Raw genomic sequence first — 26,267 nt, forward strand, 5'->3', positions numbered from 1 at the left:
GAAGACACCATGACCGAGCAGTCGATCCTCGTCCTCGACCCCGCAGGCACCGACCGCCACGCCGAGTACCGGGCGCTGCGCGAGCGCGGCCCCGCCACCAGGGTGGACGTCCTCGGGGTGACCGCGTGGTCGATCACGGAACCGGCGCTCCTCAAGGAGCTCCTGACGAGCTCCCAGGTCTCCAAGGACGCCCGCGCCCACTGGCCGGCCTTCGCCGAGACGGTGGCCACCTGGCCGCTCGCCCTGTGGGTCGCCGTGAACAACATGTTCACCGCGTACGGCGGTGACCACCGCCGGCTGCGCCGGATGATAGCGCCCGCCTTCAGCGCCCGCCGCGTCCAGGACCTGCGCGTCTCCATCGAGAAGGTCGTCTCCGAACTCCTCGACGGCCTCGAAGCGCAGCCGTCCGGCGAGGCGGTCGACCTGCGCACGCACCTCGCCTACCCGCTGCCGATAGCCGTGATCGGCCGCCTCATGGGCGTCCCCGACGACCAGCTCGACGGCTTCCGCGCCGTGGTCGACGGGGTCTTCGACACCACTCTCACCGTCGAGCAGGCCACCGCCAACACGGCCGGTCTGTACCAGGCGCTGGACCAGCTCATCGACTCCAAGCGCGCCCGGCCGGGCGACGACATGACCTCGCTCCTGCTGGCCACCCGCGACGAGGAGGGCGACGGCGGCAGCCTCACCGCCGAGGAGCTGCGCGACACCCTGCTCCTGATGATCTCCGCCGGTTACGACACCACGGTCAACGTGATCGACCAGGCCATCACCGCCCTGCTGACCCGTCCCGAGCAGCTCGCCCACCTGCGCGCCGGCCGCGCCGGCTGGAACGACGTGGTCGAGGAGACCCTGCGCCACGAGCCGGCCGTCAAGCACGTGCCGCTGCGCTACGCGCTGTCCGACATCCCGCTGCCCGACGGACGGACGATCGCCAAGGGCGAGGCGATCCTCGCCTCGTACGCCGTCGCCAACCGCCACCCGGACTGGCACGGCGCCACCGCCGACGACTTCGACCTCACCCGCCCGGCCAAGGACCACCTGGCCTTCGGCCACGGCGTCCACTTCTGCCTCGGCGCCCCGCTCGCCCGTCTGGAGATCGCCACGGCCCTCCAGCAGCTCTTCGACCGCTTCCCCGGCATCGAACTCGCCGTGCCCGCGGCCGATCTGCTTCCCCTGCCCTCCCTGATCAGCAACGGCCACCAGACCCTGCCGGTCCGGCTCCGCCCGGCCACGGACTGATCCGCACCGGCACGCGCGGATACGGACGGCGGCCCGCTCGGGGGAGGCGCGGGCCGCCGTCCGTATCCGTACTCGCCCGGAGGCCTACCGCTCCGGCGCCGTGACGAACGGCAGCACCAGCCGCGACGGGTGGTCGGCGTCCCGGTAGATCTTGTGGGTGACGGGGCTGCCGACCGGGAGGTGGAAGGCGTCCGGGGGGAGCAGGGCGTTGTGGGCGTCGGACAGCGGCTCGTTGTTGGACAGCTCCGCGACCAGCCGGTGGCCGGGCAGGAAGGCCGCCGCGAACGGGTACACGCGGAGCACGTACTCCTCGATCACGCCCGGCTCGACGGGTACCGCGCGGGTGTGCGGGTGGTGGGGGTCGCCGTCGGTGGTGCGGGACGCGTCGAGTTCACGGTGCGAGGCCTTGAGGTAGGCGGTCGTGATGAGCTGCCGTTCGCCGGTGGGGGCCTCGTCCCAGAGGCGGAGGATGAAGTTGGTGTCGCTCCGGTCGATCTCCGCGAAGAGGTGGGCCGCGCCCTGGCCGATCATCTCGGTGGGCTCGGTGAAGGGCGCGGTGCGCCAGGTGAGGATCTCCACCTTGTCGGTCACCGTCAGCGGCGCCTGGTAGAAGCCGTCGGGCGCGGCGTGCTCGGGGCCCATCGGTTCGGGATCGTGGGCGAGGGCGTGCCGGGGGCGCAGGTAGAGGGGGCGGTGCTCGACCGGCTTCGGGGGCCACTGCCCGGCGGTGACCGTCTCGCGTGAGCCCTCGACGTGGACGCTGACGGCCGGCTCGTCCATGACGCCGTTGTCGATGCCCTTGAGCCAGTACTCGTACCAGCGGAACATCTTGTCGTGCTCCTCGACGAAGGGGCGCGACTGCATAGGGGGGTAGGGGCCGATGTCGAGTTTCTTGGGGCCCTTCAGCGCCTTGTACAGCTCGATCGTGCCGTCCATGGTCCAGCCCCGGCCCTGGTCGATCTGGAGCCAGACAGGGATGTCGATGCGGGGGGCGAGCGTGATGGGGTTGCGTTCCTCGTACCACTCGCCGTCGAGGTCGTTCATCACGATGTCGAACCAGGCCTCGTGGTTCTTCGGGTAGTTCAGTACGTGGAAGAGGTTGGGCCAGGCCGCCACGTCAGGGTCGCGCAGCCGGGCGGCGACCCGCTCCCGCAGTTCCTCGGGGGAATACGTCTCCAGCATGCGGGACTTGACCCGGTCGGTGAAGGCCCAGCCGGAGTCGCCGCCGCGGCCCTCGCGGGCGGCGCGCGGCATGAACCACATGACGCCGCCGTGGTAGGTGGTCTCGTAGAAGTCGAAGTGGCCCCCGCTGACGAAGATCGCCTTGAGGCTCGGCGGCCGCTCGGCCGCCGCGAGGACCTGCATCGAGCCGAAGTAGGAGATGCCGATCATGCCGACGTTCCCGTCGCACCACGGCTGCGCGGCGACCCACTCGATGAAGTCGTGGGCGTCCTCTCCGAGCGGGACGCCGCCGGCGTTGTAGTTGCCGATGTGCTCGCCCCCGGAGGCTCCGGAGCCGCGCAGGTCGCCGATGACGTGGACGTAGTCCTCCGCGACGACGCGGGCGATGTCGCCCGCCTCGATGCAGCCGTCCCACATCGGGCTGGGGCGCCGCTGCGGCGGGGTGGTGAGGGCGAGGGCCTGGAGTTCCTTGCCGTACGGGCTGAGCGCCACGAGGGCGGGGCGGGGTCTGTCGTCGGGGCCGCTGTAGGTGTCGGCCGCCAGGGTGACGCCGTCGCGCATCGGGACCCGCAGGTCCTTGCGGACGGCGATCCGCTGCCCGCCCGCGCGGATCGTCCGGAAGTCGGTCATGAGGAGGAACTCCTGTCCTGCGAAGCCGCGTCGTGCTGGGTGCGGTAGCCGTGCATGGAGGTGAAGAACGGCGAGGGTTCGAGCGTGGGGTCGCCGGTGTAGCCGAGTTCCCCGGCGGCGGGGGCGAACGGCGAGTACGGGGAGTCGGTGTCCCGCAGCCCGGCCGCCAGGCAGCCGCGGGCGGCCGCGCCGACGCGGCCCTCGGCGGCGAGGCTCTGCTCCAGGGCCTCCTCGGCCGCCGCCGCGTCCAGTTCGACGCCGTACGCGGTGCCGTCGGCCCTGCGGTAGGGGTGGCCGAGGTAGAGGTGGCGCGGGCGGATCTCGTCGCGCAGGTACGTCAGGCTCGCGCGGTAGGCCGCCGGGTCGGTGTAGCCGGGGAAGCCGTTGGCGGCGCCGTGGACCTGCACCGCGTCGCCGGTGAACACCGCGCGCTGCCCGTCGAGGACGTAGGCGACCGATCCGGGGGTGTGGCCCGGGACCGCGTGCACCGACACGGTGACGTCCCCGCCGAGTGAGAGGGTCTCGCCGCCCCTGACGAGCACGGTGGGCTCCATCTCGCCGGAGATGACGGCGTGCGTCGCGGCCCTCACCTTCGCCTCGCCCTCGGGGTCGTTCAGATACCGGCCGCGCCCCGCGAGGTAGTCGTCGGCGTGGGCCCGCCGGGAGCGGAGCATCGGGGCGTCGGCCTCGTGGATCACCACCCGTGCGCGCCGCCCGGTCATCTCCCACAGGGCGAACGCCCCGCCGATGTGGTCGATGTGACCGTGGGTCAGCAGTATCCAGCGCACGTCCTCGATGCGGCGTCCGATCGCTTCGAGCGCGGGCGCCATGCCCTCGGCGGGCGAGGTGGCGATGCCGGTGTCGACGACGGCCGGTTCGGGTGCGTCGATGTAGAAGCTGTAGAGACCGAACCGGCCCCAGGGCGAGACCAGCGGGTGGACGTCGGCTGCGTGCGTCGTCATGGCTCTCTTTCCGTGCTCGTACGCGGGCGGGCGGGTCAGTCCCGGCCGAGGAATTCCCGGGTCTCGGCGAAGACCTCGTGGTACTCCGGGATCCACGAGAAGTGCTGGACGAATCCGTGCCCGGCGCCCTCGTACCTGCTCACCACGGCCGGCACTCCGGCGCTCCGGAGCCGCCGTCCGTAGAGTTCGCCCTCGTCGCGCAGCGGGTCGTGCTCGGCGGTGACGACGAGGGCGGGCGGCAGCCCGGTCAGGTCGGTCCGCCTGATCGGCGAGACGCGCGGGTCGGCGGGGTCGGCGCCGCTGTCGACGTAGAAGGCGTTGAACGGCTTCAGGGCCGCCGTCTCCATGCCGTAGCCCACCGCGTTCTCGCGCAGCGAGCCGTAGCGGTCGGTGTCGAAGTCCAGGTCGAGCGAGGGGTAGTAGAGGACCTGGTGGGTGATCCGGTCGAAGCCGTCGTCGTGGGCCAGGGCGGCGACGGCGGCGACGAACGTGCCGCCGGAGCTGTCCCCGGCCAGGGCCAGCGTCGTGCCGTCCCAGGCCAGGCCCGTGTCGTCGCCCGCGGCCCAGCGCACCACCGCGTAGCAGTCCTCCAGGCCGGCCGGGAAGGCCGCTTCGGGGGCGCGGCGGTAGCCGACGGAGATGACCTTGAGGCCGGTCTCCTTCGCGAGGGAGCGCGCGATGTGGTCGTGGGTCTCCAGGCTGCCGAGGAAGAACGCGCCGCCGTGGAAGTAGACCAGGACGCCGTGGCTCCCGGACGCGGCCGGGGTGTAGATCCGGACGGGTACGCCGCCCGTCGCGGCCGGCACGGTGACGTCCTCGACCGAGTGGAGCGGGAGGCGTTCGGCGGGGGGCGCGACGTGCGCCTCTTCGGCGGCGCGCATGGCGGCCGGGTCGAGCGGGCCTTCGGGCGGGGCGGGCAGGCGGGCGAGGAAGCCGGCGATCTCGGGGTGCAGTGCCATGGTTCAGCCCTTCGTCGTGGTGGTCGAGGGCCGCTGGCCGGGGAAGACCTCTTCGATCTCGTCCGCGGTCCAGCCCTGGCGCGAGACCGCCTGGAGCTGGTCGGTGACCGGTTTGCGGGTGGCCTGGAACAGGGCCAGCGCCTCCTTCACCGAGTCCGCGTCGCGCAGGGCGTCGGCGAGTGCCCCGGCGTCCTCGACGGCCGAGTTCGCGCCCTGGCCCTGGTGGTGCAGCATCGAGTGGGCCGCGTCGCCGACGAGGACGACGGAGTCGGAGTGCCAGGTGTCGACCGGGTCGATGTCGTAGACGGCCCGGATGTTGACGGTGTCCATGTCGAGGTTGCGTGTGATGTCCACCAGGCGCTCGTCGAAGCCGCGCACCGTCGCCAGGATGTCGTCCTTGGTGACCTCCGGCACCCAGGTGCCGTCCGGGCACAGGGCGGTGATGTCGAAGGAGACCTGGTCGCGGTGGCGCAGCGGCAGCAGGTAGATCTTCGTGCCGCGGCCGATGTACATCCGCAGGTCGTCGTCGGTGACCATGCCGTGGGCGTCGGACAGCGGGATGACCGCGCGGTAGGCGTGCTCGCCGGAGAAGACCGGTTCCCTGTCGCTGAACAGCTGCCGCCGGACGACCGATTTGATGCCGTCGGCCCCGATGACCAGGTCGGCCTCGGCGCGTGCGCCGTTGGCGAAGGTGAGGGCGGCGCGGTCGCCGTGGTCCCGGACGGTCTCCAGCTTGTGGCCGAGGTGGACCATGCCTTCGGGGAGGACGCCGAGCAGCGCGTCGATGAAGTCCCCGCGGTGGATGAGGTGGGTGTGGGTCTGCTCGCCCTCGGCCGGCCAGGTCTCCTTCATGATCGGGTCACCGGTGGGGCCGAGGATCTCGAAGTGCTCGCTGGGCGAGCTGACCGCCGCGATGGCGTCGAAGATCCCCCACTGGCGGAAGCGGTTCATGGTGGAGGGGCGCAGGCCGATGCCGGCGCCGGCCTCCCGGATCTGGTTCGCCTGCTCGTACACGTCTACGTGCGCGCCGAGCAGGCTCAGCGCCTTGGCCGCCGCCGCGCCGCCGTACCCCGCTCCGACGACGGCGATCTTCAGGTTCTTCAGGTCTGAGAGTTGCATGGTGGTTCTCTCTACTTCTGGATGGTCAGGAAGCCGGCGGGGTTGTCGACGAAGATCGTCTTGATGTCGGCCTCGTCGAGGCCGGCGGCGCGCAGGTCGGGGATCAGGTCCTCGAAGATGTAGTTGACGGTGTGGCCCTTCACGCCCGGCCAGCCCAGCGGGCTGCAGTTGGCGTCGGCGGAGGCGAGGACCTGGCCGATCCGGCCGTCGCCGATGAACCGCAGGAAGTGGTCGAGCCGTTCCTGCCGGGGCCGGGCCCAGAACGGCGGGTCCGGCAGCTCCGTCTCGTAGCCGAAGGTGTCGAAGCCGATGCGGCCGCCCTGCTCGGCGATCCACACGTCGCGGGTCTTGTCGGCGTTCACCCCGTCGTCCACGTGCCCGAACAGGACCCGGTCCAGCGGCAGGCCCTCCTCGGCGAAGATCGCGACGGCGTTCTCGGCGTCGATGGCGAGGTGGGTCAGGATCGGCACGCCGGTGGTGAGCGCGGCGCGGGCGGCGGCGCGGTAGATGCGCTTGTCCAGGTCCGTCATGCGGCCGCCTCGGCTCACCCCGACCTTGATGACTCCGGCGAGGCTGCCGGTGGAGCCGATGCCGACGGTGATCTCGTGGACGAACTGCCGGGTCAGGTAGTCGACGCCGGCCCGTGCGAAGTGCGGCAGCGCGGTGTCGCCGCCGACGAAGCCGGTGCAGGCGACGATGTGTACGCCGGTCTTCGCGGAGAGCGACTTGTAGTAGTCGACGTCCCGGCCGTTGCAGATGCCGGTGGCGTCGACGAAGGTCCCGCCTCCGTACTCGTGGAAGCGCCGGAGCTTGGGCACGGTCTCCTCGTACCGCTCCTCGGGCGTCTTCCACCACCGCGTGTCCAGCTCCGAGCCGGGCATGCCGTAGCCGATGTGCTCGTGGACGGCGACGAGTCCCAGCTCCTCGGCCGGGACGGGCCCCAGGACGGTGTTCACTCTCGACACAACACTCACCTTTGAGTAAGAGACTTGATGGTCGTGCGCGGCTGCGCGTTCAGCGCACCGTCAGCAGGGCGCGCGGGTTCTCCACGAGAATCCGCCGGGTGTCCTCGGGCTCCAGTCCCTGTCCCGCGAGGAGCGGGACGAAGGTGGTCAGGACGTAGCTGTACGGAAGGCCGTTGCCCGGGTGGCCCTTCGCGACCCCGGTCGCGCTGCTGGAGAGCAGGATCCGGTCGCCGAAGCCGGCCCGGACGAGGCCGGCGACCTGTGCGGCCCGTTCGGCGTCGGTGAGGTGGGCCTCGTCGTGGACGCCGACGTGGTCCAGGGCCACGTACGCGCCCCGGCGGGCGATGTCGTGGGCCGCGCCGGGCGCGGCGTCGCGGCGGTCGAGTCCGGCGACGACGACGCGGTCGGCGGGCAGCTTCTCGTCCAGGGCGATGCCGAGATCGTGGACCGCGTCGCCGCCGAAGCGCAGGGAGAGCGGGACGCCGGTGGTGAGGGCGGTCCTGGCCGCGCCGCGCAGCAGGCTCTCGTCGGTGGCGGTCAGGCCGGCCGGGGTCGCGGTGGTGGCCACCAGGCCGGCGGCGCCGCGCCGCTCCACGCGGGGCACGACCATGCCCTCGGTGACTTCCCGGGTGAACAGCTCGGCGAACTTCTCGGCCGGCCACGGCGTCGGCGGGTTGGTCTGCGGGGTGAGGAAGTAGCCGCCGAGCAGTTCCTCCGGGCCCTGTCCCGTGGAGGCGACGATGTGGACGCCGGTCGTCCGGGACAGCGACTCGTACAGCGGGACGTCGCGGCCGTGGAACATGCCGGTGCTGTCGACGATCGTGCCGCCGCCGTGGGCGCGGAAGTCCCGCAGCTTCGCGGCCAGGGTCTCGAAGATCCCGGCGCGGTCGAAGGTGATGTCGAAGGCGTGCTCCGCGCCCGGCACCACCGACAGCAGTGCCTCGTGGACCGAGACGACACCCAGTTCCTCCGCCGGCACGGGGCCGAGGACGGTGTTCACGGTGTTGCTCTTGACGCTCATGCCTGCCCTCACATGTACGGGTGGGGTGCTCAAGCACCCTGTGGCTGCAAGCACGGTAGCCATTTGCTTTACATGCCGTCAATGAATTCGACATCGCGAAAAAATAATGTACTGAGAGTTGCCCGGATCTCACCCGAATGCCTTTTCCGGGCCGGCCGGAGTCTTTTCGGGGCATGCCGAAAACCCTCGCGGCGCTGCCTGCGCGGGGCGGGTCGGACCTGTACGGAACAGGTCACACGGGGGAGGTCAGCTCAGCAGCCGGGACCAGCTGGCGCCGAGCTCGTCGAGCATCTGCGCCTGCGTCAGCTTCCAGTCGGCGCGGCCCCAGTTCTGGGCCACGTAGTCCAGCTGAGCCATCGCCAGGACACCCCGGAAATGGCGCTGGTGGGGCTCCAGCCGGCCGGCCCTGGACAAGCCGTCCTCGATGTCGCTGATGGCCTCTTCCATCCAGCGCTCGACCAGGTCGGTGAGGTCCGGGTCGACCACCGCGGCGTCACGCCCGATCCGGATGATGGGACGGATCTCCGGCCAGCTCTCGGCGGTACGCCGGAGCCACGCCATGATCGCCTCCGGGGAGCCGTCGGCGACCGTGGCGACGAGGTCCTGGGCCGTGGAGCCGTGCTCCGCGGAGCCGACGCGCTGCAAGGCATCGTTCAGCTGCTCGTCGATGAGCGCCTTCATCAGATCGCTGCGGGAGGGGAAGTACGCGTAGAAGGTCACCCGTGTGGTGCCGGCCGCCGTCGCGATGTCGTCGACGGTGGTGGCGGCGTACCCCTTGGACTTGAAGAGTCCGAGTCCCGACTCCAGCAGGAGACGGCGGGTCATCCGCTTCTGGGCCTCACGAAGGTTCGCCATGCCCGGATCCTAACGCGGTGGTGTACGCCGTACGGGCACCCCGCCTCCGTACGTTACGCGGCGCGTTCGTCCCTGACATCGCGTAAAACCGGCAGGTCATCCGAGCAGGTCGACCTCCAGCCGCTCCCGCAGCTCCGCGACCGTGGTGCCGTACGTCTCCAGGACCCGCACCCCGTCCGGCCCCGGGGCGAAGATCCCGTGGTCGGTGTAGACGAGGGCGACACAGCCGGTGCCGGTGAGCGGGCAGGTGCAGTCGGGCACGAGTTTGGGGGCGCCGTCGCGGGTGAAGAGCCTCATCATCACCAGCACCCGCCGGGCTCCCACGGCGAGGTCCATCGCACCGCCGACGGCCGGTACGGCGTCGGGGTCCCCGGTGTGCCAGTTGGCCAGATCGCCCCGCGCCGAGACCTGGAAGGCGCCGAGCACGCACACGTCCAGATGACCGCCGCGCATCATCGCGAAGGAGTCGGCGTGGTGGAAGTACGCCGCCCCGGGAAGCTCGGTGACCGGCACCTTCCCGGCGTTGGTGAGGTCGGGGTCGATGGCGTCGCCCACCGCGGCCGGCCCCATGCCGAGCATGCCGTTCTCGGTGTGCAGGACGATCCCCGCGTCCGCCGGCAGGTGCTCGGCGACCCGGGTGGGCTGCCCGATGCCGAGATTGACGTAGGAGCCGGGCTCGATGTCGCGGGCGATGCGCGCGGCCAGCTCGTCGGTGGTGAGCGGGCCCCGGCCGGTGTGCTCGACAGCGGCGGGGGCGGTGGGGGCGGCCGTCATCAGCGGGCTCCTTGCACGGTCAGTCGTCGGGCCTCGGCCCGCACGAGACGGTCGACGTAGATGCCGGGCGTGACCACGGACTCGGGGTCGATCCGCCCGGCGGGCACGATGTCGGTGACCTGGGCGACGACCGTCGTGGCGGCGGTGGCCATCACCGGGCCGAAGTTGCGGGCGGTCTTCCGGTAGACGAGGTTGCCCAGGGTGTCCGCGCGGTGCGCCGCGATCAGGGCCACGTCCCCCTTCACCGGGAACTCCAGCACGTGGGCGCGCCCGTCGATCTCCCGGGTCTCCTTGCCCTCGGCCAGCGGCGTGCCGGCCCCGACCGGGCAGTAGAACGCGCCGATACCGGCCCCGGCGGCCCGCATGCGTTCGGCGAGGGTGCCCTGCGGCACGACCTCCAGCCGGACGCGGCCCGCCCGGTACAGCGCGTCGAACACGTAGGAGTCGCTCTGCCGGGGGAAGGAGCAGATCACCTTGCTCACCCGGCCGGCCGCCAGCAGCGCGGCCAGGCCCACGTCCCCGTTGCCGGCGTTGTTGGACACGATGGTCAGGTCGCCCGCGCCCTGCCGGATCAGCGCGTCGATGAGGTCGAACGGCATCCCCGCCAGGCCGAAGCCGCCCACCAGGACCGTCGAACCGTCCTCGATGCCCGCCACGGCCTCGTCGGCCGTCGCGGCGATGGCCGTCCTCATCGGGCGTCCACCCCCGCGAGGGGGGCCGGGGCCGAGGAGAGCGGGATCGGGGTGAACATCGCCGGTTCCTCGTCGGGGGTCAGCGCGGTGGGACCGTACACCCAGTCGGTGAAGCCGTAGTCGTCGGTGGCCAGGTCCCGCATGACCGCGTTGCGCCGCAGCCGCTGCTCGCCGTCCAGGTGCCACAGCTCGCCCCAGTCGCGGGCGGTGGACTGCACCCGGCGGCAGTGCTCGACGCGCACCGCCTCGTAGGAGGCGAGCACGGCGTCCCAGTCCGGTGCTCCGCCGGCCCCGCCCGACTGCCGGGCGACGTGCTCGGCGAAGACCCAGCCGTCCTCGATGGCCATGACCGCGCCCTGCGCCATGTACTGGAGGGGCGGATGGGCGGCGTCGCCGAGCAGCGCGATCCGGCCGTGCACCCAGGTCTCGACCGGGTCCCGGTCGAGCATCTGCCACCAGCGGTCCCGCCACATGAGCGGGATGCCCTTGCGTACGGGGTCGCAGGTGGCCGCGAAGGCCGCGTCCAGCTCGTCCGGCGTCCCCCAGTCCTCCTGGCCCGCCACCGCCTTCGGCGACCGGAACACGGCGACCTGGTTGAACATCTCGCCGCCCCGCAGGGCGTACTGCACGAAGTGGCAGCGGGGGCCGACGTACACGGTGACGTCCTTCTCCGCGATGCCGTTGTCGCGCACCCGGCCGATCGGGACGGCCGCCCGGTAGGCGACGTAGTCGGAGCTGACCACGTCGTCACCGACCAGCTCGCGCCGGGCCACCGAGTGGAGCCCGTCGGCGGCGACGACGACCGGCGCCTCCTCGGTCCGGCCGTCCGCGAGCCGGACGCGGGCACCGCCCTCGGTGTGCTCGTAGCCGGTGACCGTACGGTCCGTGAGCAGCTCGACCCCGGCCCGCCGGCAGGCACGCAGGAAGATTCCGTGCAGGTCGCTGCGGTGGATCACCATGTACGGGAAGCCGTAGCGGCGCTCCAGGTCCCGCAGGTCGAGCCGGGTCAGCTCCCGGGCGTCGAGGGCATCGCGCATCACCATGTTCTCCGGGAGCACCCCCAGCTCCTTGGCCTCGTCGAGAAGGCCGTACTCGTGGAGGATGCGGGTGCAGTTGGGGGCGATCTGGATGCCGGCGCCGACCTCGCCGAACTCCGGCGCGCGTTCCAGGACGCGCACGCGCAGTCCCTTGCGCGCGAGGGCGAACGCGGAGCTGAGGCCGCCGATGCCTCCCCCGACGATGATCACGTCGGGTCGGCCGCCGGTGGGAGGGTTCGCAGGGGTCGTCATCGTCTCTTCCTCGTGTCGCGGAAGCCCGTGCCGCAGGGGGCCGGCGCGTGGTGGGCGGGAGGGGGTCAGAGCCAGGGGGTGAGGGCCGGGGCGGGGCCGCCGCCGGGGGCGGTCAGGGGGTGGTCGCGCCCGGTGAGGTACGCCGTGACCGCGGGGAGGTCACCGGTCAGCACGACCGGCTCGCCCGGACCTGGAAGCGTCCAGCGGGTGCCGGGCGCCTCCAGGACCAGCGCCGGGCCGCTCTCGCCCGCGCGCTTGGCCACGACGTCGTCGCAGAGTGCGGTGAGGAAGCCGGCCGGCAGGTCCGCGAAGCCCGGCCCGGTGCCCAGGTCCACCGCGTGGACGCACACCTCGCGGGCACGCATCCAGGGCAGTTCGGTCGCGGGCACGGTACGGCCCTGGGCCGTCACGACCTCGGAGCGCCACTGCTCTTCGCCGAGCGCCGCCGCCGCGGAGGCCAGGGCCCGCGCCGACCCGCGCAGCCAGGCGGTCAGCTCGGCGGCCCCCATTGCGGGCCCCCGCGCGATCCCGGCGGCGCGCTCCTGCGGGGAGGCGTACATGGGGGTGCGTTCGCCGGTGGCCGCCCAGTGGACGAGGTTGCCCAGGGCGTCGGCGTTGGCGGCCACGTGCGCGACCAGGTGCTTGCGGGTCCAGCCCGGCAGCGCGCTCGGCGCGTTCAGCCCGTCCTCGTCCGGGCCGGCGGCCTCGATGAACAGGGCGGTGCCGAGCCGTGCCCAGCCGCGGGCCTCCTCGAAGGTGCGGGGCATCAGGCGGCCCTCTCCTCGACCACGCGGTTCTCCAGGCGGCCGATGCCGTCGATCTCGGCGACGACGTGTTCACCGCCGAGCAGGTAGCGCCCCGGTGTGCGGGCGTGCCCGACGCCGCCGGGGGTGCCGGTGGCGATGATGTCGCCCGGGTTGAGGCGGACCACGGTCGAGACGTACTCGACCAGGTGTACGGGGTCGAAGAGCAGGTCGCCCGTGGTGTCCTCCTGCATGACCTCGCCGTCCACGGTGAGCCGGATGCCGAGGGCGGGGCGCACACCGCCGGGCAGTTCGTCGGGGGTGACCAGGCAGGGGCCGACCGGGGTGCTGGCGTCCCACATCTTGCCCTGGAGCCATTCCCGGGTGCGGAACTGCCAGTCGCGGCAGGTGATGTCGTTCAGCACGGTGAAGCCGGCGATGGCCCGCTCGGCCTCCTGGCCCCGGGCCCGGCGGGCCGGCCGGCCGATGACGAGGGCGAGTTCGGCCTCCCAGTCGAACCGGTCCGTCTCCTGAGGCCGGAGGATGTCGTCGCCGGGTCCGGTCAGGGTGTCGGCGAACTTCGCGAAGAGGGTGGGGTGTTCGGGCAGGTCCCGGCCCATCTCCTGGATGTGGTTGCGGTAGTTGAGCCCGACGCAGATCACCTTGGAGGGCCCGGGGACGACAGGCGCGTAGGCGGCCCCGGCCGCCGCGTAGGTGGTGGCGTCCTGCGCGGTGACCGAGGCGGCGTACGCGGCCCAGTCGTCGCGGGCCAGCAGCGCGCCGACGTCCGGGGCGCCGAGGTCGACCAGGGTGTCACCGTCGAGCCGGACGGCCCGGGTCGTTCCGCCGGTACGGAGGGTGGCGAGCTTCATCGGGTGGTTCCTTCCACATGGGTGCGGCTGAGGTGCAGGGCCTCGAAGACCGGGGAGTCGCTGAAGCGGAACAGGTCCAGGGCGCCGGAGTCGGAGTCGCTCGCGCCCGCCTCCGAGCGCACGGAGAGCGGCTGCCAGGAGGGGACGACGAACAGGTCGCCGCGCGTCACGGACCAGGTGCTGTCCCCGACGGCGACGGTGCCGGAGCCGTCGAAGACCTGGTAGACCGACGAGCCGGTCTCGCGGACCGGCGCGGTCTCGGTGCCACGGGCGACGCGGTGCATCTCGGCGCGCAGGGTGGGCAGCACGTCGGCACCGGTCGACGGGTCGCTGAACCGGACGGCGGCGTGGCCCGGCCCGACGGTGCCGGGGTGGCCCTCCGACTCCAGGGCGAGCTGGTCGGCGAGGGCCCGGTCGGTGTGCTCCCAGCGGTACGCGAGCAGCGGGGTGCCGGGCCCGGGGGTGCCGGCGGAGACGGGGCGCAGACCGGGGTGGCCCCACAGGCGTTCGGCGCGTGAGCGGTCCGGGGTGGTGCGTTCCGCGTCACTGATCTCGTCCCGGCCGAACTCGAAGAACTGGGTCTCGTTGGCGTACTGGAACGGGATGTCGAGCCCGTCGATCCAGGCCATCGGCTCGCTGGTGGCGTTGTGGTGGGCGTGCGGGTTCCAGCCGGCCTGCGGCAGGAAGTCGCCGCGCCGCATGGCGACCGGGTCACCGCCGACGACCGTCCACACGCCCTCCCCCTCGACGACGAACCGGAACGCGTGCTGGGTGTGGCGGTGTTCCGGGGCGTCCTCCCCCGGCATGAGGTACTGGATGGCGGCCCACAGGGTGGGCGTCGCGAAGGGCCGGCCGCCCAGCGAGGGATTGGCCAGGGCGATGGCGCGGCGTTCCCCGCCGCGACCGACCGGGACCAGCTCGCCGGCCCTGGCCGCGAGTTCCCGCAGGTTCTCCCACCGCCACAGGTGCGGGGTGGCGCGGGAGCGCGGGTGCGCGGGCATCAGGTCGCCGATCTCGGTCCACAGCGGGACGAGGAGTTCCTGTTCGAAGCCCCGGTACAGCTCGCGGAGCGCCGGGGTGACCTCGGGCTGGCCCACGGCGGAAACGGCCTGTAGCCGGACCGGGGAGCCCGGGGCGGGGTCTTGTGCAACGGAGGGCTGAGTCACGGAGTCAGCGTGCGTCGTGTGCGCAGAGAAGACATGTAGATTCTGGAGAGCAGAACCGATCGGCCGGCGGGCCGCCCCGAGAACCTCAGGAGGACCGGTGGACAAGCCCCTCAAGACGCCGCCCCCGTATCCCGTCGCGAGCGTCGACCACGCCCTGCGGGCGGCGACCATCCTTCAGCTGGAGGGCGGGGCCACGGTTTCGCAGATCGCCGAGCGGCTGGGGGTCGCCCGGTCCACGGCCCACCGGCTCCTGGCGATGCTCGTGTACCGGGACTTCGCCGTGCAGGACGAGAACCGCGTCTACCGGGCGGGCCCCGTCCTGGAACTGGCGGCGCACTCGCAGTCGCGGGTGTCCCGGATGCGGACGGCCGCACTGCCCCATCTGCGGCGTCTGGTCGATCTGCTGGACGAGACCGCGAACCTCACGATCAGGACCGGGGACACGACCCGGTTCATCGCCAGCGTCGAAAGCGGGCAGGCGCTGCGGGTCGGCTCCCGCGAGGGCATGGTGTTCCCCGCGCACCGCACCACCGCGGGCCTGCTCCTGCTCTGCGGGCTCGACGACGCGGCACTGGCGGAGATCTACTCCCCCGCGCGCTACCGCGACCGCCCGGCGGAGCGGCCGGACCTGGGCCGGCTGCGGACCGAGTTGGACCTGATCGCCCGCAGCGGCTTCGCCGTGAACCAGGAGCGCTCCGAGCGCGGGCTCGTCGCCGTGGGGGTTCCGGTGCGCGACCGGGACGGGTCGGCGCAGGCGGGCCTGTCGGTTTCGATGCCCAGCGTGCGCTACGACCCGCACGGCCTGCGGTCCCTGGTCGCCGCACTGAGTCTCGCGGCACGGGCCCTGGAAGCGGACCTGGCCGAGGCCCGCTGAGCCCGCCGGGGCCGCCGGCCCCGCCCACGGGCCGGGCCGCGGGGGAGCGCGGCCGGCGCGCGGCTTACGTCGCGAGAAACTAATTTAAGCCACGAACATTTCGTTGACGTTGCGTAAAGCAGATGTCATTCTCCTCAGCACGCGCCTGACTGCTGCGGCGCTCTCCCCCCTCTCCCCCACTCCGGCGGTCCGCCGGAGCCAGGTCCCGCCGTGCGCGGACCGATTCCCCTTCCCAGCCAGGGAGAAAGCAATGACGCTGAACAACGGGACGACGACGTCCCAGGGCCCAACCGCGGGGGCCGCCCGGAAGCCGGGCTACGCGGCCACGCTGGCTGCCACCAGCTGCGCGGTGTTCGTGGCGCAGGTCGCCAACGCGCTGCCGGCCTCCCTCAACGGCCTCTTCCAGGAGGACCTCCACACCCATGGCTCGCAGCTGACCTGGATCACCTCGGCCTTCATGGTCGCCGTGGTGTGCTTCGAGTTCACCTTCGGCGTGCTCGGCGACCGGTTCGGCCGCAAGCGGCTGATCACCACGGGGGCCGCGCTCATCGCGGCCGGCAGCGCCGTGGCCGCGCTCGCCCCGTCCGTACAGGTCCTGTGGGTGGGCGCGGCGATCAACGGGCTCGGCGCGGGTGCCCTGTTCCCCGGCTCGCTCACCATGCTCGCCTCGGTCACCCGCAACCCCCGGGAGCGGGCCCACGCCGTCGCGCTCTGGAGCGGGTTCCTGTCCGCGGGCGCGGCCGTCTCGCCGCTGATCGGCGGGGCGTTCGCGAAGGTGGGCTCCTGGCGCGGCTCCTTCTGGGTGCTCGTCGCGCTCGCCCTGCTGAGCGTGGTGCTCACCCTGGCGCTGACCTCGGAGTCCAAGTCGGCGGAGGGCCGCGAGCTGGACGTACCGGGCCAGATCACCTTCGCCATCGGCCTGATCCTTGTGCTGTACGCCGCCGTCGAGGGCCCCGAGGCCGGGTGGACGACCCTGCCGGTGCTGCTCTCCGCCATGCTCGGGCTCTGCTTCCTCGCCGGCTTCGTCCTGGTCGAAGTGGGCGCCAAGTCCCCGATCTTCGACCTGACCCTGTTCAGGAACCGGGCCTTCACGGTCTCCTCGGTGGTCGCCGTGATCGGCATGCTCGCCTTCCTCGGCGCGTGCTTCGCGACGAGCATGTGGCTCGGTCCGGTCCAGCACCAGGACCCGCTGCGCGTGGCCGTCCCGTTCCTGCTGCTCCAGGGGCCGGCCTTCCTCCTCATCCCCGTCGTCTCCCGGCTGCTGCACCGGGTCGCCCCGGCCTGGCTGCTGACCTCGGGCTTCGTCCTGATGGCCGTCGGCTGCCTGCTGTGCACCCGGCTGGACATCGGCGACCTCGACCTGACCGCGTTCGTGGTGCCCGATCTGCTGATCGGCGTCGGCTTCGCGCTGTGCGTGAGCTCGGTGACGGCGGTGGCACTGGACAGCGTGCCCCCGCACCTGGCCGGCATGGCGAGCGCGACGACCAACATGCTCCGGGATCTCGGTTTCGCGCTCGGCCCGGTCGTCGTCGGGGCGGTCGCCCTGTCCAAGGCGGCCTCGGCGTTCTCCTCGAAGCTGGGCGGGGCGGATCTGCCGGCGGAGAGCCGGAGGGCGGCACGGCAGATCGCCTCGGAGGGCGGCCCGATCGCCGTCAACAGTCTGCCTCCGGGCACCCCGGGCGCCGGGGCACGGTCCCTTGCCCTGGACGCGCTGGGCAGCGGCTTCGGCAACGCCTTCCTCATCTGTGGCATCGCCGCCGCCGTGGCCGCCGTCCTGACCGGCGTCGGCATGATCGGCGTCCGTCCGCACCGCTCCCCCGCCCCGTCGCCGGCCGGGGACGAGGCGGCCGAGCGGGACGGGGAGCCGCAGCCCGCGGCGTTGTGACGAAGTCCCGTCCCCTGGTGGGCACCGGCCGCCTCCGGTCAGCCGGACCGGCCGGTGCCCGGGGGCTTCGTACGACGGCGGTGGCTGGTGTCGCACCACGGGTACGTCCGGCTGCGGCGACAGGTGCAGACGGCGACGAGAAACCGGTCGGAGGCGGCGATCGTGCCGTCGTCGCGGACGATCTCCACCGGCCCCTCGATGAGCACCGGGCCGTTGGGCTCGACCGTCAGGCGGCGGGGGCGGTCAGCTTCGTTCGGCACGGACGACCACCAGTTCCTCGGTGTCCTCGCCGGCCCCGATCAGCCCCCGGGCGCGCAGCCAGGGCAGCCGCCGGGTCATGACCGGCCCGAACGGTACGGCGGCGCGGGCCGTCACCGTGCAGCGCAGCCCGTTGGCCGTCAGCCGGTCCCGCGTCACCTCCACGCCGCACAGGCCCGAGTGGACGAGGAGCAGCACGCCGTTCGGCCGGAGCAGGCCGGGGGCGTGGTCGCAGATCCGGTCCAGGGCCTGGCGGCCGCACAGACCGGCGTCCCAGGCGACCTCGGGGCCGTGGCTGCGGAAGCGGCGCGCGCCGGGGGCCGGTACGTACGGCGGGTTGCTCATCACCAGGTCGAAGCGCTGTGCGGCGACGGGCCCGGTGAGGTCGCCGCGCAGCACCCGGACGCGGTGTCCGGCGCGGGCGGCGTTCATGCGGGCGGTCATCACGGCGCGCCGCGAGATGTCGACCGCGAAGACGCCGGCCCCGCTCCGCGCGGCCAGCAGGGCGAGGGCGCCGCTCCCCGTGCAGACGTCGAGGACGTCCATGTCCGCGGTGAGCTCTTCGGCGTGCAGCGCCCGCGCCAGCAGGTGGGTGTCGGCCTGCGGTGCGTAGACCCCGGGCAGGGTCCACAGCCTTCCCAGATCAACGGGTGGTGCGACGGCTGTCGTCATCCGGATCCTCCATGAGGGTGCGCACACGTGCGGACACGTACGGGGCGGGGCGGGCAGGTCCTCGCTTCCCACCGGCGCGTGCTCATCCCGTCCAGGGTGAACGGGCCGACCGCCCGCCGCGACTCGGACGGCGGTACCCCGCCTCCTGCCCCGGGCCCGTACCCCCATGCCCGGGGCGGGCTCCGGCCGCTCCCGCCGCGCGCATCCCCGGCCTGCGGGTGACCATGACCGGTACGAGGGCGGACCCGGCCCCGAACCGCCGGGCACGCCCCCCTCCCCGGACCGCGAAGGAGTCCCGTGACTGACCGGAAGCACCCGCTGAACGGCCGCACGGCCGTGGTGACCGGCGGGGCTCGCGGCCTCGGGGAGGCCGTGGCCCGTGAGCTGGCCGCCCGGGGTGTGCGCGTGGCCCTGCTCGGCCTGGAGGAGGACGTGCTCGCCCGGGTGGCCGCCACGCTCCCCACGCCGTCCGGGCACTGGCCCGTCGATGTCACCGACGACGCGGCGATGGCCCGTGCCGCCGAGGACGTACGCCGCGGGCTGGGCCCCGTCTCGGTCGTCGTCGCCAACGCGGGCGTGGCCGAGGGCGGCCCGTTCGCGGACTCCGACCCGGTGAGCTGGCGGCGCGTGATCGAGGTCAACCTCGTCGGCAGCGCGGTCACCGCGCGGGTGTTCCTGCCGCAGCTCCTGGACACCCGCGGGCACTACCTCCAGGTCGCCTCGCTGGCCTCCATCGGTGCCGCGCCGATGATGAGCGCGTACTGCGCCTCCAAGGCGGGCGTGGAGTCCCTCGCCCACTCCCTGCGGGCCGAACTCGCCCCGCGCGGCGTCACCGTGGGCATCGGGTACCTCAACTGGATCGACACCGACATGATCCGGGACGCCGACCAGCACCCGGTGCTCCGCGAGCTGCGGGCCCATATGCCGCCGGCCGCCCGCAGGACCTACCCGGCGCCCTACGTGGCCCGGCGCCTGGTGGCCTCGGTCGAGCGGCGTTCCCCGGCGGTGTACGTCCCGGGGTGGCTGCGCGGCGTGCAGGCGGTCCGGGCCGCGCTGCCGGGGGTGGTCTCCCTGGCGACCCGCAAGGAGCTGAACCGCTCGCAGTTCACGGCCACCGGTCTGCTCGGCGCGGGCGGCCGGGCGGCGGAGAGGACCTGACGGGGCCGACAGGGCGCTGCGGGCGGCTGCGCGGCGGTGCTTCCGGCAGGGCGGCCGGCGCGGGCCGGTGAGCCGGTGCCTCAGCGCTTCCCTCCGCGCGAGGCCAGTGGCCCCGGGCGCAGGGTGCGCCGCAGCGCGGCGCGGGCGGCGTTGGCGCCGGGGGCACCGTGCACCCCGCCGCCCGGGTGCGCGGAGGCGGAGGCCAGGTACAGGCCCTTCACCGGGGTCTCCGGCCTGCCGGTGCCCGGGGTCGGGCGGAACACCAGTTGCTGATGCGCGGCCGCGGTGCCGCCGTTGATCGCACCGCCGGGCAGGTTGGCGTCCATGGATTCGATGGTGGGGGGCGCCAGGAGGCGACGGGCGACGATGCGGGAGCGGAAGCCGGGCGCCCAGCGCTCGACCTCCTTCTCCATGCGGTCGGCCATGGCTTCCCGCTCGCCCGGGTCCCACCGCCCGGTCAGGCCGTCCTCCCCCGCGTCACCCTTGACGCGGTGCGGGACATGCGTGTAGGCCCACGCGGCCTCGGTGCCGGCCGGTGAGCGCGTGGCGTCGGCGGTGGTCATCTGGCCGAAGAGGAGGAACGGGCGGTCGGGCACCCGGCCCATGGCGATCTGCGCCGCGAACCGGGTGAGGCCGTCGACGCCTTCGGCCAGGTGCACGGTGCCCGCCGTGGCCGCCGCTCGCGCGGTCCACGGCACCGGTCCGTTCAGCGCCCAGTCGATCTTGAACGTCGCGAAGTCCCACTGGAACCGGCGCAGGTCGTCCAGCAGCCGGCCGGGCAGGTGCCGGGCGTCGACCAGCCCGCCGTAGAGCGCCGGCGCGGACACGTCGGCGAGCACGGCCCGGGACGCGGGGACGGCCTCGCCGTTCGCGGTGCGTACGCCGACGGCGCGTCCGCCGCGTACGACGACCTCGGTCACGCGCTCACCGCAGCGGACGACGCCTCCGTACCGCTCCAGTCGCCGCACCAGCGCCGCCGTGAGGGCACCGGCGCCCCCGACCGGCACCGGGAAGCCGTAGGTCTGGCCGAGCATCGACATCAGCCAGCCGAAGCCGCCGCTCCCCGCCGCTTCGGGGCCGAGGTCGGCGTGCAGCGCGCTGCCCGCGAGCAGGAGCCTGGCCGCCTCGCCGCCGAACCGCTCCTCGCCCAGGCGGCGCACGGGCAGCAGCAGGGTCCGGGCCAGCCGCAGGCCGTCTGCGGCCCGGAGCCGGGCGGCGAGGCGGACGGCGGGGCGCACCGGCGGGAACGGGGTGAACAGGGCGCCCAGCAGGTCGCGCCGCACCCGGTCCCAGGTGGCGCACAGCTCCAGCCAGGCCGCCCCGTCGCCCTCGGCGAACGCGTCGAGACCGGCCGCCGTGTCACGCGCCCGCCCTTCGAGGACCGCGCACCGGCCGTCCGGCAGCGGGTGGGCCAGGACGCGGAGGGCGCGCGACCACTGCAACCCCTCCTCCTGGAGGCCGAGGCCGCCGAGGACCGGGGAGGCCGCCGCGAGCGGGTAGAAGGAGCTGAACAGGTCGTTGACGTAGTCGGGGTGCACGCCGCGGTCGCTGCGGACCGCGCCGCCGGGCTCCGGCTGGGCCTCCAGGACCTCCACGCTCCACCCCGCCGCGGCAAGGAGGTTCGCCGCGACGAGACCGTTGGGTCCCGCGCCGATGACCACGGCGTCCGGCATCGGTGCCTCCACGTGCTCTCGGGGCCGGGGGTGAGGGCCGGCCCGGTCAGACCGCTTCGCGCGTGCCCTTCGGGGACGTCTCGACCGTTGTGGCCAGCCGGGCGAGAACGCTGCGGTGGCGCAGCTGGATCAGGGCGTCGGCGGCGGTGTTGTGCAGCTTCCCCGCGGGGCCGCGCAGGGGGTGTTCGTCCAGGGTCACCAGGGCGTTCTCGCCCCACTGGCGCACCTCCAGGGCGATCCGGGCGGTGCCGATCCGGCCGCTGTCGGCCTCCAGCTCCAGCACGTGCGGGGCCTCGCACCGCCGGACGTAGGTGGTGCCCTGCATGGACCACGGCCCCAGCCCGAGGGTGTAGGTGATGCTGGAGCCGACCTCCGGCCAGGCGCCCCGCCGGGGACGCGAGTCCGAGGTTCCGACCACCCAGTCGCTGTAGAGCGTGCCGTCCGCGAGGACCTTCCAGACGTCTTTCACGGGGCGTTCGATCAGGCGGTGCCGTACGGCCATCGGTCCTCCAGCATTCGTCGGGCACCGCCACCCTCACCCGGCACCCGACGCCCCACAAGCGGTGTCCGCCGTACGGGGACGCCCCTGATGGCAGACTCGTAGCGCGTCGAACACGGTACGATATACCCCTAGGGGTATGCCGAGGGAGGAACCGTGGAGCTCGACATGGCGGCCGATGAGCTGAAGTCGGTGCTCAACCGGCTGAAGCGGGCGCAGGGCCAGATCGCCGGGATCATCAGGATGATCGAGGAGGGCCGGGACTGCGAGGACGTGATCACGCAGCTGGCCGCGGTCTCCCGCGCCCTGGACCGGGCCGGTTTCGCCATCATCGCGACGGGCCTCCAGCACTGCATGGCCGACGGCGAGCAGCCGGTGGCGGACCGGAACCAGATGCGGGCCCGCCTGGAGAAGCTGTTCCTCTCCCTGGCCTGACCACAGCCGTCACATCAGCGCGTCGCCGAGTGGGTGCCTTCCGGGGTGTTCCCGACGCCGCGGGCGCCCCGGACAGGCCCTACTCCTTGCGGGCGAGCAGGTGCACTTCCTGGAACCGGCGCCGGTCCTCGGGCCCGGGTTCGCGGACCATCCGGGCCACCTCGTTCAGCCCGTGCGCGCGCAGCAGCCCGGCGAGGTGGCCGGGCGACCAGCGGTGGGCGAGCGCGACGGCGTGATCGAAGGACTGCGTGGGGCGGTCCGGTCCCTCGGTCGCGGAGAAGCCGATGAGAAGGTGGCCGCCGGGCGCCAGGACTCGTTGGAACTCACCGAGAACGGCCGGGAGTTCGGGCGGCGGGGTGTGGATGACCGACCACCGCGAGAGCACACCGCCCAGCGTCCCGTCCGGGATGTCCAGCGCGGCCATCGTCCCCACGTCGAACCGCAGCTCCGGCCACGCCGTGCGCGCCAGCTCGATCATCGCGGGCGAGGCGTCCACGCCGAACGCCTCAAGGCCGAGCCCCGCCAGGTGGGCCGTGACGTGGCCGGGCCCGCAGCCGAGGTCCGCGACCCGGCCGCCGCCGGCCGCGCCGACGTACTCGGCGAAGGCGCCCAGCATCGCGCGGTCCAGCGGAGCGTCGCGGAGCGAGTCGGTGAACAGCTGGGCGTACTGGACGGCTGCGGCGTCGTAGGCGTCGCGGGTGGCGCGGAGGGCATCGTGTTCGACCATGCCGGCGACAGTAGCGCCCGCCACGGACAGACCACCGGGCCGCTTCCTACGGGGCCGGGCGCGGGTCCGTCGCGAGCCGGGCGTGCGTCTCGACGTCGTAGCGGACGCCGTCGTACGCGAGTTTGCGCCGTTGCAGCCCCTCGGCGACGAACCCGGAGGCGAGCGCCACCCGGCAGGAGGCCGGGTTGTTGGTACGGTGCCCCAACTCCAGCCGGAAGAGGCCCAGTTCGGCGAAGCACCAGTCGGCGAGCGCCCGGCAGCCGAGGGTCGCCACCCCCTTGCCGCGCGCGGCGGAACCGGTCCAGTAGGAGACCCAGCCGGTGGCGTGTGCGTCCGGGCCGCTCACGGAGACGCCGCCGAGCGCGGTGCCCGACGCGTCCGCGACGGCGAACGCGAAGGCGGCCTCCCGGCTCCACTGATCCTGCCGCCGCCCGATCCACTCCTCGGCGTCGGACACCGTGACGACCGGAGCGTCGGCCTGCCGCTCCATCCCCGGCTCGGCGAACGCCTCCCGCACGGCGGACGCGTCGGACATCTCCCAGGGACGCAGCCTCAGCCTGCCCGGCAACCGCACACGATCGTTCACCGCACGGATTATCCAGGCGGCCCGGTGGCACGGCCGGCCAGGGGCCCGTACCCGGCGAGGTGCCGTGGCCGCGTCGTGCGCCCACCAGGGATTACCGGGCAGCCCTTAGCATCGCCGCGTGGGAGCGATGATCCGGGGAGCCAGTCTGCGCGGCTTCACGCGCCTCGTGGAGGAACTGGGCGGCGACCCGGTCGAGCTGGCCCGGCGGTTCGCCATTCCGCTGCGGGCGCTGGTCTCCGACGACGAGCTGGTGCCGATCACCGGGCACGACGCGATGCTCGACGCGGCGGCCCGCGATCTGCGCTGCCCCGACTTCGGTCTCCGCCTGGCCCGCGCCCAGGACATCGGCATCCTGGGCCGGCTGGCGCCCGCGATCGAGGCGTCGTCCACGGTGGCCGAGGCGCTGGAGTGCGCGTCGCGGTTCCTGTTCGTGCACAGCCCGGCGCTGAGCATCGGTGTGGAGCCGGACCCGAGGGGGCGCCGCGAGGTGGTGGCGCTGACCTACCGCAAGGACGCCCGCGAGTCCCCGTACTCCCCGCAGGCCATGGAGCTGGGCATCGGGCTGTTCCACGGGGTGGCGGCGGCGCTGGTGGGCGGCCTGCGCGGGCTGCGGTCGGTGGAGCTGCCGCACCAGCCGCTGTCGCCGGTCGCGCGGTACACCGGCTTCTTCGGCGCGGACGTGCGGTTCGGGAGCCCGGCCGGCGCGCTGCGGGTGGAACGGCGCCTGCTGGAGCGGGAGTTCAGCAGCGGCGACGCGGCCGTGCGCCGGCTCGCCGTCGACCATCTGGCCCGGCACCACACGGACCCGGAGGACCGGGTCGCCACGCACGCGCGGCGCGCCCTGATCGAGACCGTGGGCATCACGCCCCCGGCCATCGGCCACATCGCCCGGCTCCTCGCGATGCACCCGCGCACGCTGCAACGGCGCCTCGCGGCGGAATCGACCGGCTTCGGCGAGATCCTGGAGGACGTGCGGCGGGACCTCGCGCTGCGCTACATCACGACCACCGATCTGCCCCTCGGCCAGGTGGCCGCGATGGCGGGCTTCGCCGACCAGTCCGGCCTCAGTCACGCGGTACGGCGCTGGCGGGGCACGAGCCCGAGCGAGGTGCGCCGGCTGGCACGCGGTACCTCCTGAGGCCGAGGGCCGCCGCCCCGCCGTCTTCCGGGAATTGTCGCGCCGGAACAAATCCCGCCCCGTCCCGGCGGGCATGCTGCGGGCCGGACGACGAGCGCGAGGGAGTGGGTCATGACAGCAGCGGACACCACGCCGGGGGCCCGGCCGCCGGAGCGTGCGGTGCCGGGGGCCGGCCATGCCGAGGGCGGCCTCCGGTGAGCGCGGCACGCGCGGGCGCGGTGGTGACGGGGGCGGGCCGCGGGCTCGGCAGGCTGATCGCCGCCGCCCTGGTCGAGCGCGGCCACCACGTCCTGGTCACCGACGTGGACGAGGCCGCGGCACGGTCGGCGGCGGCCGGCCTCGGGCCCGATGTGTCATGGGCGGCGGTCGATGTGCGCGACGAGGCGCAGGTCGCGGCGGCCCGGGACCGCGCCGTCGCGGAGGCGGGGCGCCTCGACGTATGGGTGAACAACGCGGGCGTGCTCGTGACGGGCCCGGTCTGGGAGCAGAGTCCCGAGGTGCGCCGCCTGATGCTGGAGGTCAACGCGCTCGGCACCGTCAACGGGACCGTCGCCGCGATCGAGGCGATGCGCGGGACGGGCGGGCACATCGTCAACATCGTGTCGCTGGCGGGACTGACCCCGGTCCCGGGCGAGGCGGTGTACGCGGCGTCCAAGCACGCCGCGATCGGTTTCAGCCTGAGCACCCTGGCCGACCTGCGTCTGGCCGGGTTCACGGAGATCGACATCTCCTGCGTCTGCCCGGACGGCATCTGGACGCCGATGCTCCACGACAAGCTGGACGACCCGGCGTCGGCGCTCTCCTTCTCGGGCAAGCTGCTCGAACCGGAGGAGGTGGTCGCCGCGGTACGCAAGGTCCTGGACCGCCCGCGCCCGGTCACGACGCTCCCCCGCGGCCGGGGTGCGCAGGTCCGCCTGGCGGACGCCTTCCCCCGCTTCGGCCTGCGCGCCCTGCCGTGGGCGGTGGCGCGGGGCACCCGCGTACAGCGAAGGATGCGGGCGGAGCGGGACGGCCGGAGCCGAGGCGGGTGACCGGCGGGGGCACCGTGCGAACGTACGCACGGCGCCCCCATCCGGCGGTTCACCAGGAGGACTTGGTCACCCCCGGCAGGTATCCGGCGTGGGCCTGCTCGCGCAGGCGCACCCGGGACAGGCCGAACTTGCGCAGGTGGCCGCGCGGCCTCCCGTCCACGCTGTCACGGTTGCGCACGCGGGTGGCGCTCGCGTCACGGGGCTGACGCCCCAGTTCCGCTCGCGCGGCGGCCTTCTCGTCGTCCGTGGTCCGGGGCGAGACCAGGACGGCCTTCAGCTCGGCGCGCCGTTGCGCGTAGCGGGCCACGATCCGCTTCCGCTTCTCGTTCTTCGCGATCTTGCTCTGCTTCGCCATCAGACACGCTCCCCGCGGGCCCGGATCCGGGCGACCGCGGCCTCCACACCGATGACGTCCACGGTCCTGATGGCCCGCACGCTCAGCCGCAGGCGGACGTAACGCCCCTCGCCGGGAAGCCAGTAGCGCTTGTTCTGGATATTGGGGTCGAAACGGCGCGAGGTGCGCCGATGGGAATGGGAGATCTTCTTGCCGAAGACCGGCTCGGCGCCGGTCAGCTGACAGTGGGCGGACATGCGGGGGCTCTGCCTCTCTCTCGTCACCGGCTTACCGGTAATGGAAATCATTGTCGTATGCTACCCGCCATGGCTCGCAACGAAGTACGCCCGATCATCAAGCTCCGTTCCACCGCCGGAACCGGCTACACGTACGTGACGCGCAAGAACCGCCGCAACGACCCGGACCGGCTGGTCCTGCGCAAGTTCGACCCGGTGGTCCGCCGCCATGTCGACTTCCGCGAGGAACGCTGACCCCGCCCCCGCCCCGCCGCGACCACCCACACCCA

Annotated in this window: 29 protein-coding genes; 8 read left to right on the forward strand and 21 right to left on the reverse strand. The window is 73.3% G+C overall.

All coding sequences use genetic code 11. The features are described 5' to 3' along the window. The first annotated feature begins 9 nt into the window (after positions 1–9). Entirely contained in the window at positions 10–1,242 is a 1,233-nt protein-coding gene (locus B082_RS0119875) for a cytochrome P450 family protein (protein ID WP_018553568.1), read from the forward strand. 84 nt (positions 1,243–1,326) lie between these two features. Here B082_RS0119875 and B082_RS0119880 read toward each other — a convergent pair whose 3' ends face one another. The 13 genes from B082_RS0119880 to B082_RS0119940 all read right to left on the reverse strand — a co-directional run bounded on the left by B082_RS0119880 (position 1,327) and on the right by B082_RS0119940 (position 14,471). Further along, positions 1,327–3,054 carry a CocE/NonD family hydrolase gene (locus tag B082_RS0119880; protein WP_018553569.1) on the reverse strand — a complete coding sequence of 576 codons (1,728 nt, stop codon included), beginning with the start codon at positions 3,052–3,054 and terminating at the stop codon, positions 1,327–1,329. Continuing rightward, entirely contained in the window at positions 3,051–4,016 is a 966-nt protein-coding gene (locus tag B082_RS0119885) for an MBL fold metallo-hydrolase (RefSeq protein WP_018553570.1), read from the reverse strand. Before B082_RS0119885 ends, B082_RS0119880 begins: the two co-directional genes overlap by 4 nt. Positions 4,017–4,051: 35 nt before the next feature. Then, positions 4,052–4,975, reverse strand: coding sequence for an alpha/beta hydrolase (locus tag B082_RS0119890; RefSeq protein WP_018553571.1), 924 nt, complete (start codon positions 4,973–4,975; stop codon positions 4,052–4,054). A gap of 3 nt (positions 4,976–4,978) precedes the next feature. After that, entirely contained in the window at positions 4,979–6,094 is a 1,116-nt protein-coding gene (locus B082_RS0119895; RefSeq protein WP_018553572.1) for an FAD-dependent oxidoreductase, read from the reverse strand. Between the two features lie 11 nt (positions 6,095–6,105). After that, complete coding sequence (locus tag B082_RS0119900) at positions 6,106–7,059, reverse strand: phosphotriesterase family protein (protein ID WP_026249976.1); 954 nt, start codon at positions 7,057–7,059, stop codon at positions 6,106–6,108. A gap of 49 nt (positions 7,060–7,108) precedes the next feature. Further along, a complete protein-coding gene (locus tag B082_RS0119905) occupies positions 7,109–8,080 on the reverse strand; it encodes a phosphotriesterase (RefSeq protein ID WP_018553574.1) in 972 nt (323 codons plus the stop codon). A gap of 246 nt (positions 8,081–8,326) precedes the next feature. Beyond that, the gene (locus tag B082_RS0119910; protein ID WP_018553575.1) at positions 8,327–8,935 is read right to left on the reverse strand and encodes a TetR/AcrR family transcriptional regulator; all 609 of its coding nucleotides are present in this window, start codon (positions 8,933–8,935) and stop codon (positions 8,327–8,329) included. 96 nt (positions 8,936–9,031) lie between these two features. Then, complete coding sequence (locus B082_RS0119915) at positions 9,032–9,709, reverse strand: 3-oxoacid CoA-transferase subunit B (protein WP_018553576.1); 678 nt, start codon at positions 9,707–9,709, stop codon at positions 9,032–9,034. Continuing rightward, a complete protein-coding gene (locus B082_RS0119920) occupies positions 9,709–10,401 on the reverse strand; it encodes a 3-oxoacid CoA-transferase subunit A (protein WP_018553577.1) in 693 nt (230 codons plus the stop codon). Before B082_RS0119920 ends, B082_RS0119915 begins: the two co-directional genes overlap by 1 nt. After that, positions 10,398–11,690, reverse strand: coding sequence for an FAD-dependent oxidoreductase (locus B082_RS0119925; RefSeq protein WP_018553578.1), 1,293 nt, complete (start codon positions 11,688–11,690; stop codon positions 10,398–10,400). Before B082_RS0119925 ends, B082_RS0119920 begins: the two co-directional genes overlap by 4 nt. A 65-nt stretch (positions 11,691–11,755) precedes the next feature. After that, positions 11,756–12,457 carry a maleylpyruvate isomerase family mycothiol-dependent enzyme gene (locus B082_RS0119930; RefSeq protein WP_018553579.1) on the reverse strand — a complete coding sequence of 234 codons (702 nt, stop codon included), beginning with the start codon at positions 12,455–12,457 and terminating at the stop codon, positions 11,756–11,758. After that, positions 12,457–13,305, reverse strand: coding sequence for a fumarylacetoacetate hydrolase family protein (locus B082_RS0119935; protein WP_018553580.1), 849 nt, complete (start codon positions 13,303–13,305; stop codon positions 12,457–12,459). Before B082_RS0119935 ends, B082_RS0119930 begins: the two co-directional genes overlap by 1 nt. Continuing rightward, entirely contained in the window at positions 13,302–14,471 is a 1,170-nt protein-coding gene (locus B082_RS0119940; protein ID WP_026249978.1) for a cupin domain-containing protein, read from the reverse strand. Before B082_RS0119940 ends, B082_RS0119935 begins: the two co-directional genes overlap by 4 nt. Positions 14,472–14,568: 97 nt before the next feature. On the opposite strand from B082_RS0119940, the gene B082_RS0119945 reads away from it, so the two are divergent. After that, entirely contained in the window at positions 14,569–15,345 is a 777-nt protein-coding gene (locus tag B082_RS0119945) for an IclR family transcriptional regulator (RefSeq protein WP_018553582.1), read from the forward strand. Positions 15,346–15,595: 250 nt separating this feature from the next. Next, positions 15,596–17,230, forward strand: coding sequence for an MFS transporter (locus B082_RS0119950; RefSeq protein WP_018553583.1), 1,635 nt, complete (start codon positions 15,596–15,598; stop codon positions 17,228–17,230). Between the two features lie 38 nt (positions 17,231–17,268). Here the strand turns inward: B082_RS0119950 and B082_RS0119955 are convergent, their stop codons facing one another. Further along, positions 17,269–17,490 carry a CDGSH iron-sulfur domain-containing protein gene (locus B082_RS0119955; protein WP_018553584.1) on the reverse strand — a complete coding sequence of 74 codons (222 nt, stop codon included), beginning with the start codon at positions 17,488–17,490 and terminating at the stop codon, positions 17,269–17,271. After that, on the reverse strand, positions 17,474–18,160 hold the full coding sequence (locus B082_RS0119960) for a HemK2/MTQ2 family protein methyltransferase (RefSeq protein ID WP_018553585.1): 687 nt from the start codon (positions 18,158–18,160) through the stop codon (positions 17,474–17,476). The genes B082_RS0119955 and B082_RS0119960 overlap by 17 nt, the downstream gene beginning before the upstream one ends. 297 nt (positions 18,161–18,457) lie before the next feature. Here B082_RS0119960 and B082_RS0119965 point away from each other — a divergent pair, with 297 nt between their 5' ends. Further along, a complete protein-coding gene (locus B082_RS0119965; protein WP_018553586.1) occupies positions 18,458–19,318 on the forward strand; it encodes an SDR family oxidoreductase in 861 nt (286 codons plus the stop codon). 80 nt (positions 19,319–19,398) lie between these two features. Here the strand turns inward: B082_RS0119965 and B082_RS0119970 are convergent, their stop codons facing one another. After that, on the reverse strand, positions 19,399–20,991 hold the full coding sequence (locus B082_RS0119970) for a phytoene desaturase family protein (protein WP_018553587.1): 1,593 nt from the start codon (positions 20,989–20,991) through the stop codon (positions 19,399–19,401). 46 nt (positions 20,992–21,037) lie between these two features. Beyond that, positions 21,038–21,493, reverse strand: a complete 456-nt coding sequence (locus B082_RS0119975; protein ID WP_018553588.1) for an SRPBCC family protein — start codon at positions 21,491–21,493, stop codon at positions 21,038–21,040. Positions 21,494–21,646: 153 nt separating this feature from the next. Here B082_RS0119975 and B082_RS0119980 point away from each other — a divergent pair, with 153 nt between their 5' ends. Then, a complete protein-coding gene (locus tag B082_RS0119980) occupies positions 21,647–21,925 on the forward strand; it encodes a metal-sensitive transcriptional regulator (protein WP_018553589.1) in 279 nt (92 codons plus the stop codon). Between the two features lie 79 nt (positions 21,926–22,004). Here the strand turns inward: B082_RS0119980 and B082_RS0119985 are convergent, their stop codons facing one another. Both B082_RS0119985 and B082_RS0119990 read right to left on the reverse strand, forming a co-directional pair. After that, complete coding sequence (locus tag B082_RS0119985; protein ID WP_018553590.1) at positions 22,005–22,652, reverse strand: class I SAM-dependent methyltransferase; 648 nt, start codon at positions 22,650–22,652, stop codon at positions 22,005–22,007. Between the two features lie 46 nt (positions 22,653–22,698). Further along, the gene (locus B082_RS0119990; protein ID WP_199783823.1) at positions 22,699–23,238 is read right to left on the reverse strand and encodes a GNAT family N-acetyltransferase; all 540 of its coding nucleotides are present in this window, start codon (positions 23,236–23,238) and stop codon (positions 22,699–22,701) included. A gap of 127 nt (positions 23,239–23,365) precedes the next feature. Between B082_RS0119990 and B082_RS0119995 the strand changes: the two genes are divergently transcribed. Then, positions 23,366–24,376 carry an AraC family transcriptional regulator gene (locus B082_RS0119995; protein ID WP_018553592.1) on the forward strand — a complete coding sequence of 337 codons (1,011 nt, stop codon included), beginning with the start codon at positions 23,366–23,368 and terminating at the stop codon, positions 24,374–24,376. 194 nt (positions 24,377–24,570) lie between these two features. Further along, positions 24,571–25,407: an SDR family oxidoreductase gene (locus tag B082_RS0120000; protein WP_018553593.1), complete on the forward strand. Its 837-nt coding sequence runs from the start codon at positions 24,571–24,573 to the stop codon at positions 25,405–25,407. A gap of 49 nt (positions 25,408–25,456) precedes the next feature. Here B082_RS0120000 and rpsN read toward each other — a convergent pair whose 3' ends face one another. After that, the gene (gene rpsN, locus B082_RS0120005) at positions 25,457–25,762 is read right to left on the reverse strand and encodes a 30S ribosomal protein S14 (RefSeq protein ID WP_018553594.1); all 306 of its coding nucleotides are present in this window, start codon (positions 25,760–25,762) and stop codon (positions 25,457–25,459) included. Next, on the reverse strand, positions 25,762–25,998 hold the full coding sequence (rpmB, locus tag B082_RS0120010; protein ID WP_018553595.1) for a 50S ribosomal protein L28: 237 nt from the start codon (positions 25,996–25,998) through the stop codon (positions 25,762–25,764). The genes rpsN and rpmB overlap by 1 nt, the downstream gene beginning before the upstream one ends. A 69-nt stretch (positions 25,999–26,067) precedes the next feature. Between rpmB and rpmG the strand changes: the two genes are divergently transcribed. Continuing rightward, complete coding sequence (gene rpmG / locus B082_RS0120015) at positions 26,068–26,232, forward strand: 50S ribosomal protein L33 (protein ID WP_018553596.1); 165 nt, start codon at positions 26,068–26,070, stop codon at positions 26,230–26,232. Positions 26,233–26,267 lie beyond the last annotated feature (35 nt).

This window comes from Streptomyces sp. ATexAB-D23 (assembly GCF_000373645.1).
Lineage (GTDB): Bacteria > Actinomycetota > Actinomycetes > Streptomycetales > Streptomycetaceae > Streptomyces > Streptomyces castrisilvae.

Coding starts and splice junctions, on each gene's coding strand:
- B082_RS0119875 (WP_018553568.1), top strand. CDS start 10: ATGACCGAGCAGTCGATCCTCGTCCTCGACCCCGCAGGCACCGACCGC.
- B082_RS0119880 (WP_018553569.1), bottom strand. CDS start 3,054: ATGACCGACTTCCGGACGATCCGCGCGGGCGGGCAGCGGATCGCCGTC.
- B082_RS0119885 (WP_018553570.1), bottom strand. CDS start 4,016: ATGACGACGCACGCAGCCGACGTCCACCCGCTGGTCTCGCCCTGGGGC.
- B082_RS0119890 (WP_018553571.1), bottom strand. CDS start 4,975: ATGGCACTGCACCCCGAGATCGCCGGCTTCCTCGCCCGCCTGCCCGCC.
- B082_RS0119895 (WP_018553572.1), bottom strand. CDS start 6,094: ATGCAACTCTCAGACCTGAAGAACCTGAAGATCGCCGTCGTCGGAGCG.
- B082_RS0119905 (WP_018553574.1), bottom strand. CDS start 8,080: ATGAGCGTCAAGAGCAACACCGTGAACACCGTCCTCGGCCCCGTGCCG.
- B082_RS0119910 (WP_018553575.1), bottom strand. CDS start 8,935: ATGGCGAACCTTCGTGAGGCCCAGAAGCGGATGACCCGCCGTCTCCTG.
- B082_RS0119915 (WP_018553576.1), bottom strand. CDS start 9,709: ATGACGGCCGCCCCCACCGCCCCCGCCGCTGTCGAGCACACCGGCCGG.
- B082_RS0119920 (WP_018553577.1), bottom strand. CDS start 10,401: ATGAGGACGGCCATCGCCGCGACGGCCGACGAGGCCGTGGCGGGCATC.
- B082_RS0119925 (WP_018553578.1), bottom strand. CDS start 11,690: ATGACGACCCCTGCGAACCCTCCCACCGGCGGCCGACCCGACGTGATC.
- B082_RS0119930 (WP_018553579.1), bottom strand. CDS start 12,457: ATGCCCCGCACCTTCGAGGAGGCCCGCGGCTGGGCACGGCTCGGCACC.
- B082_RS0119935 (WP_018553580.1), bottom strand. CDS start 13,305: ATGAAGCTCGCCACCCTCCGTACCGGCGGAACGACCCGGGCCGTCCGG.
- B082_RS0119950 (WP_018553583.1), top strand. CDS start 15,596: ATGACGCTGAACAACGGGACGACGACGTCCCAGGGCCCAACCGCGGGG.
- B082_RS0119960 (WP_018553585.1), bottom strand. CDS start 18,160: ATGACGACAGCCGTCGCACCACCCGTTGATCTGGGAAGGCTGTGGACC.
- B082_RS0119970 (WP_018553587.1), bottom strand. CDS start 20,991: ATGCCGGACGCCGTGGTCATCGGCGCGGGACCCAACGGTCTCGTCGCG.
- B082_RS0119975 (WP_018553588.1), bottom strand. CDS start 21,493: ATGGCCGTACGGCACCGCCTGATCGAACGCCCCGTGAAAGACGTCTGG.
- B082_RS0119985 (WP_018553590.1), bottom strand. CDS start 22,652: ATGGTCGAACACGATGCCCTCCGCGCCACCCGCGACGCCTACGACGCC.
- B082_RS0119995 (WP_018553592.1), top strand. CDS start 23,366: ATGATCCGGGGAGCCAGTCTGCGCGGCTTCACGCGCCTCGTGGAGGAA.
- rpsN (WP_018553594.1), bottom strand. CDS start 25,762: ATGGCGAAGCAGAGCAAGATCGCGAAGAACGAGAAGCGGAAGCGGATC.
- rpmB (WP_018553595.1), bottom strand. CDS start 25,998: ATGTCCGCCCACTGTCAGCTGACCGGCGCCGAGCCGGTCTTCGGCAAG.
- rpmG (WP_018553596.1), top strand. CDS start 26,068: ATGGCTCGCAACGAAGTACGCCCGATCATCAAGCTCCGTTCCACCGCC.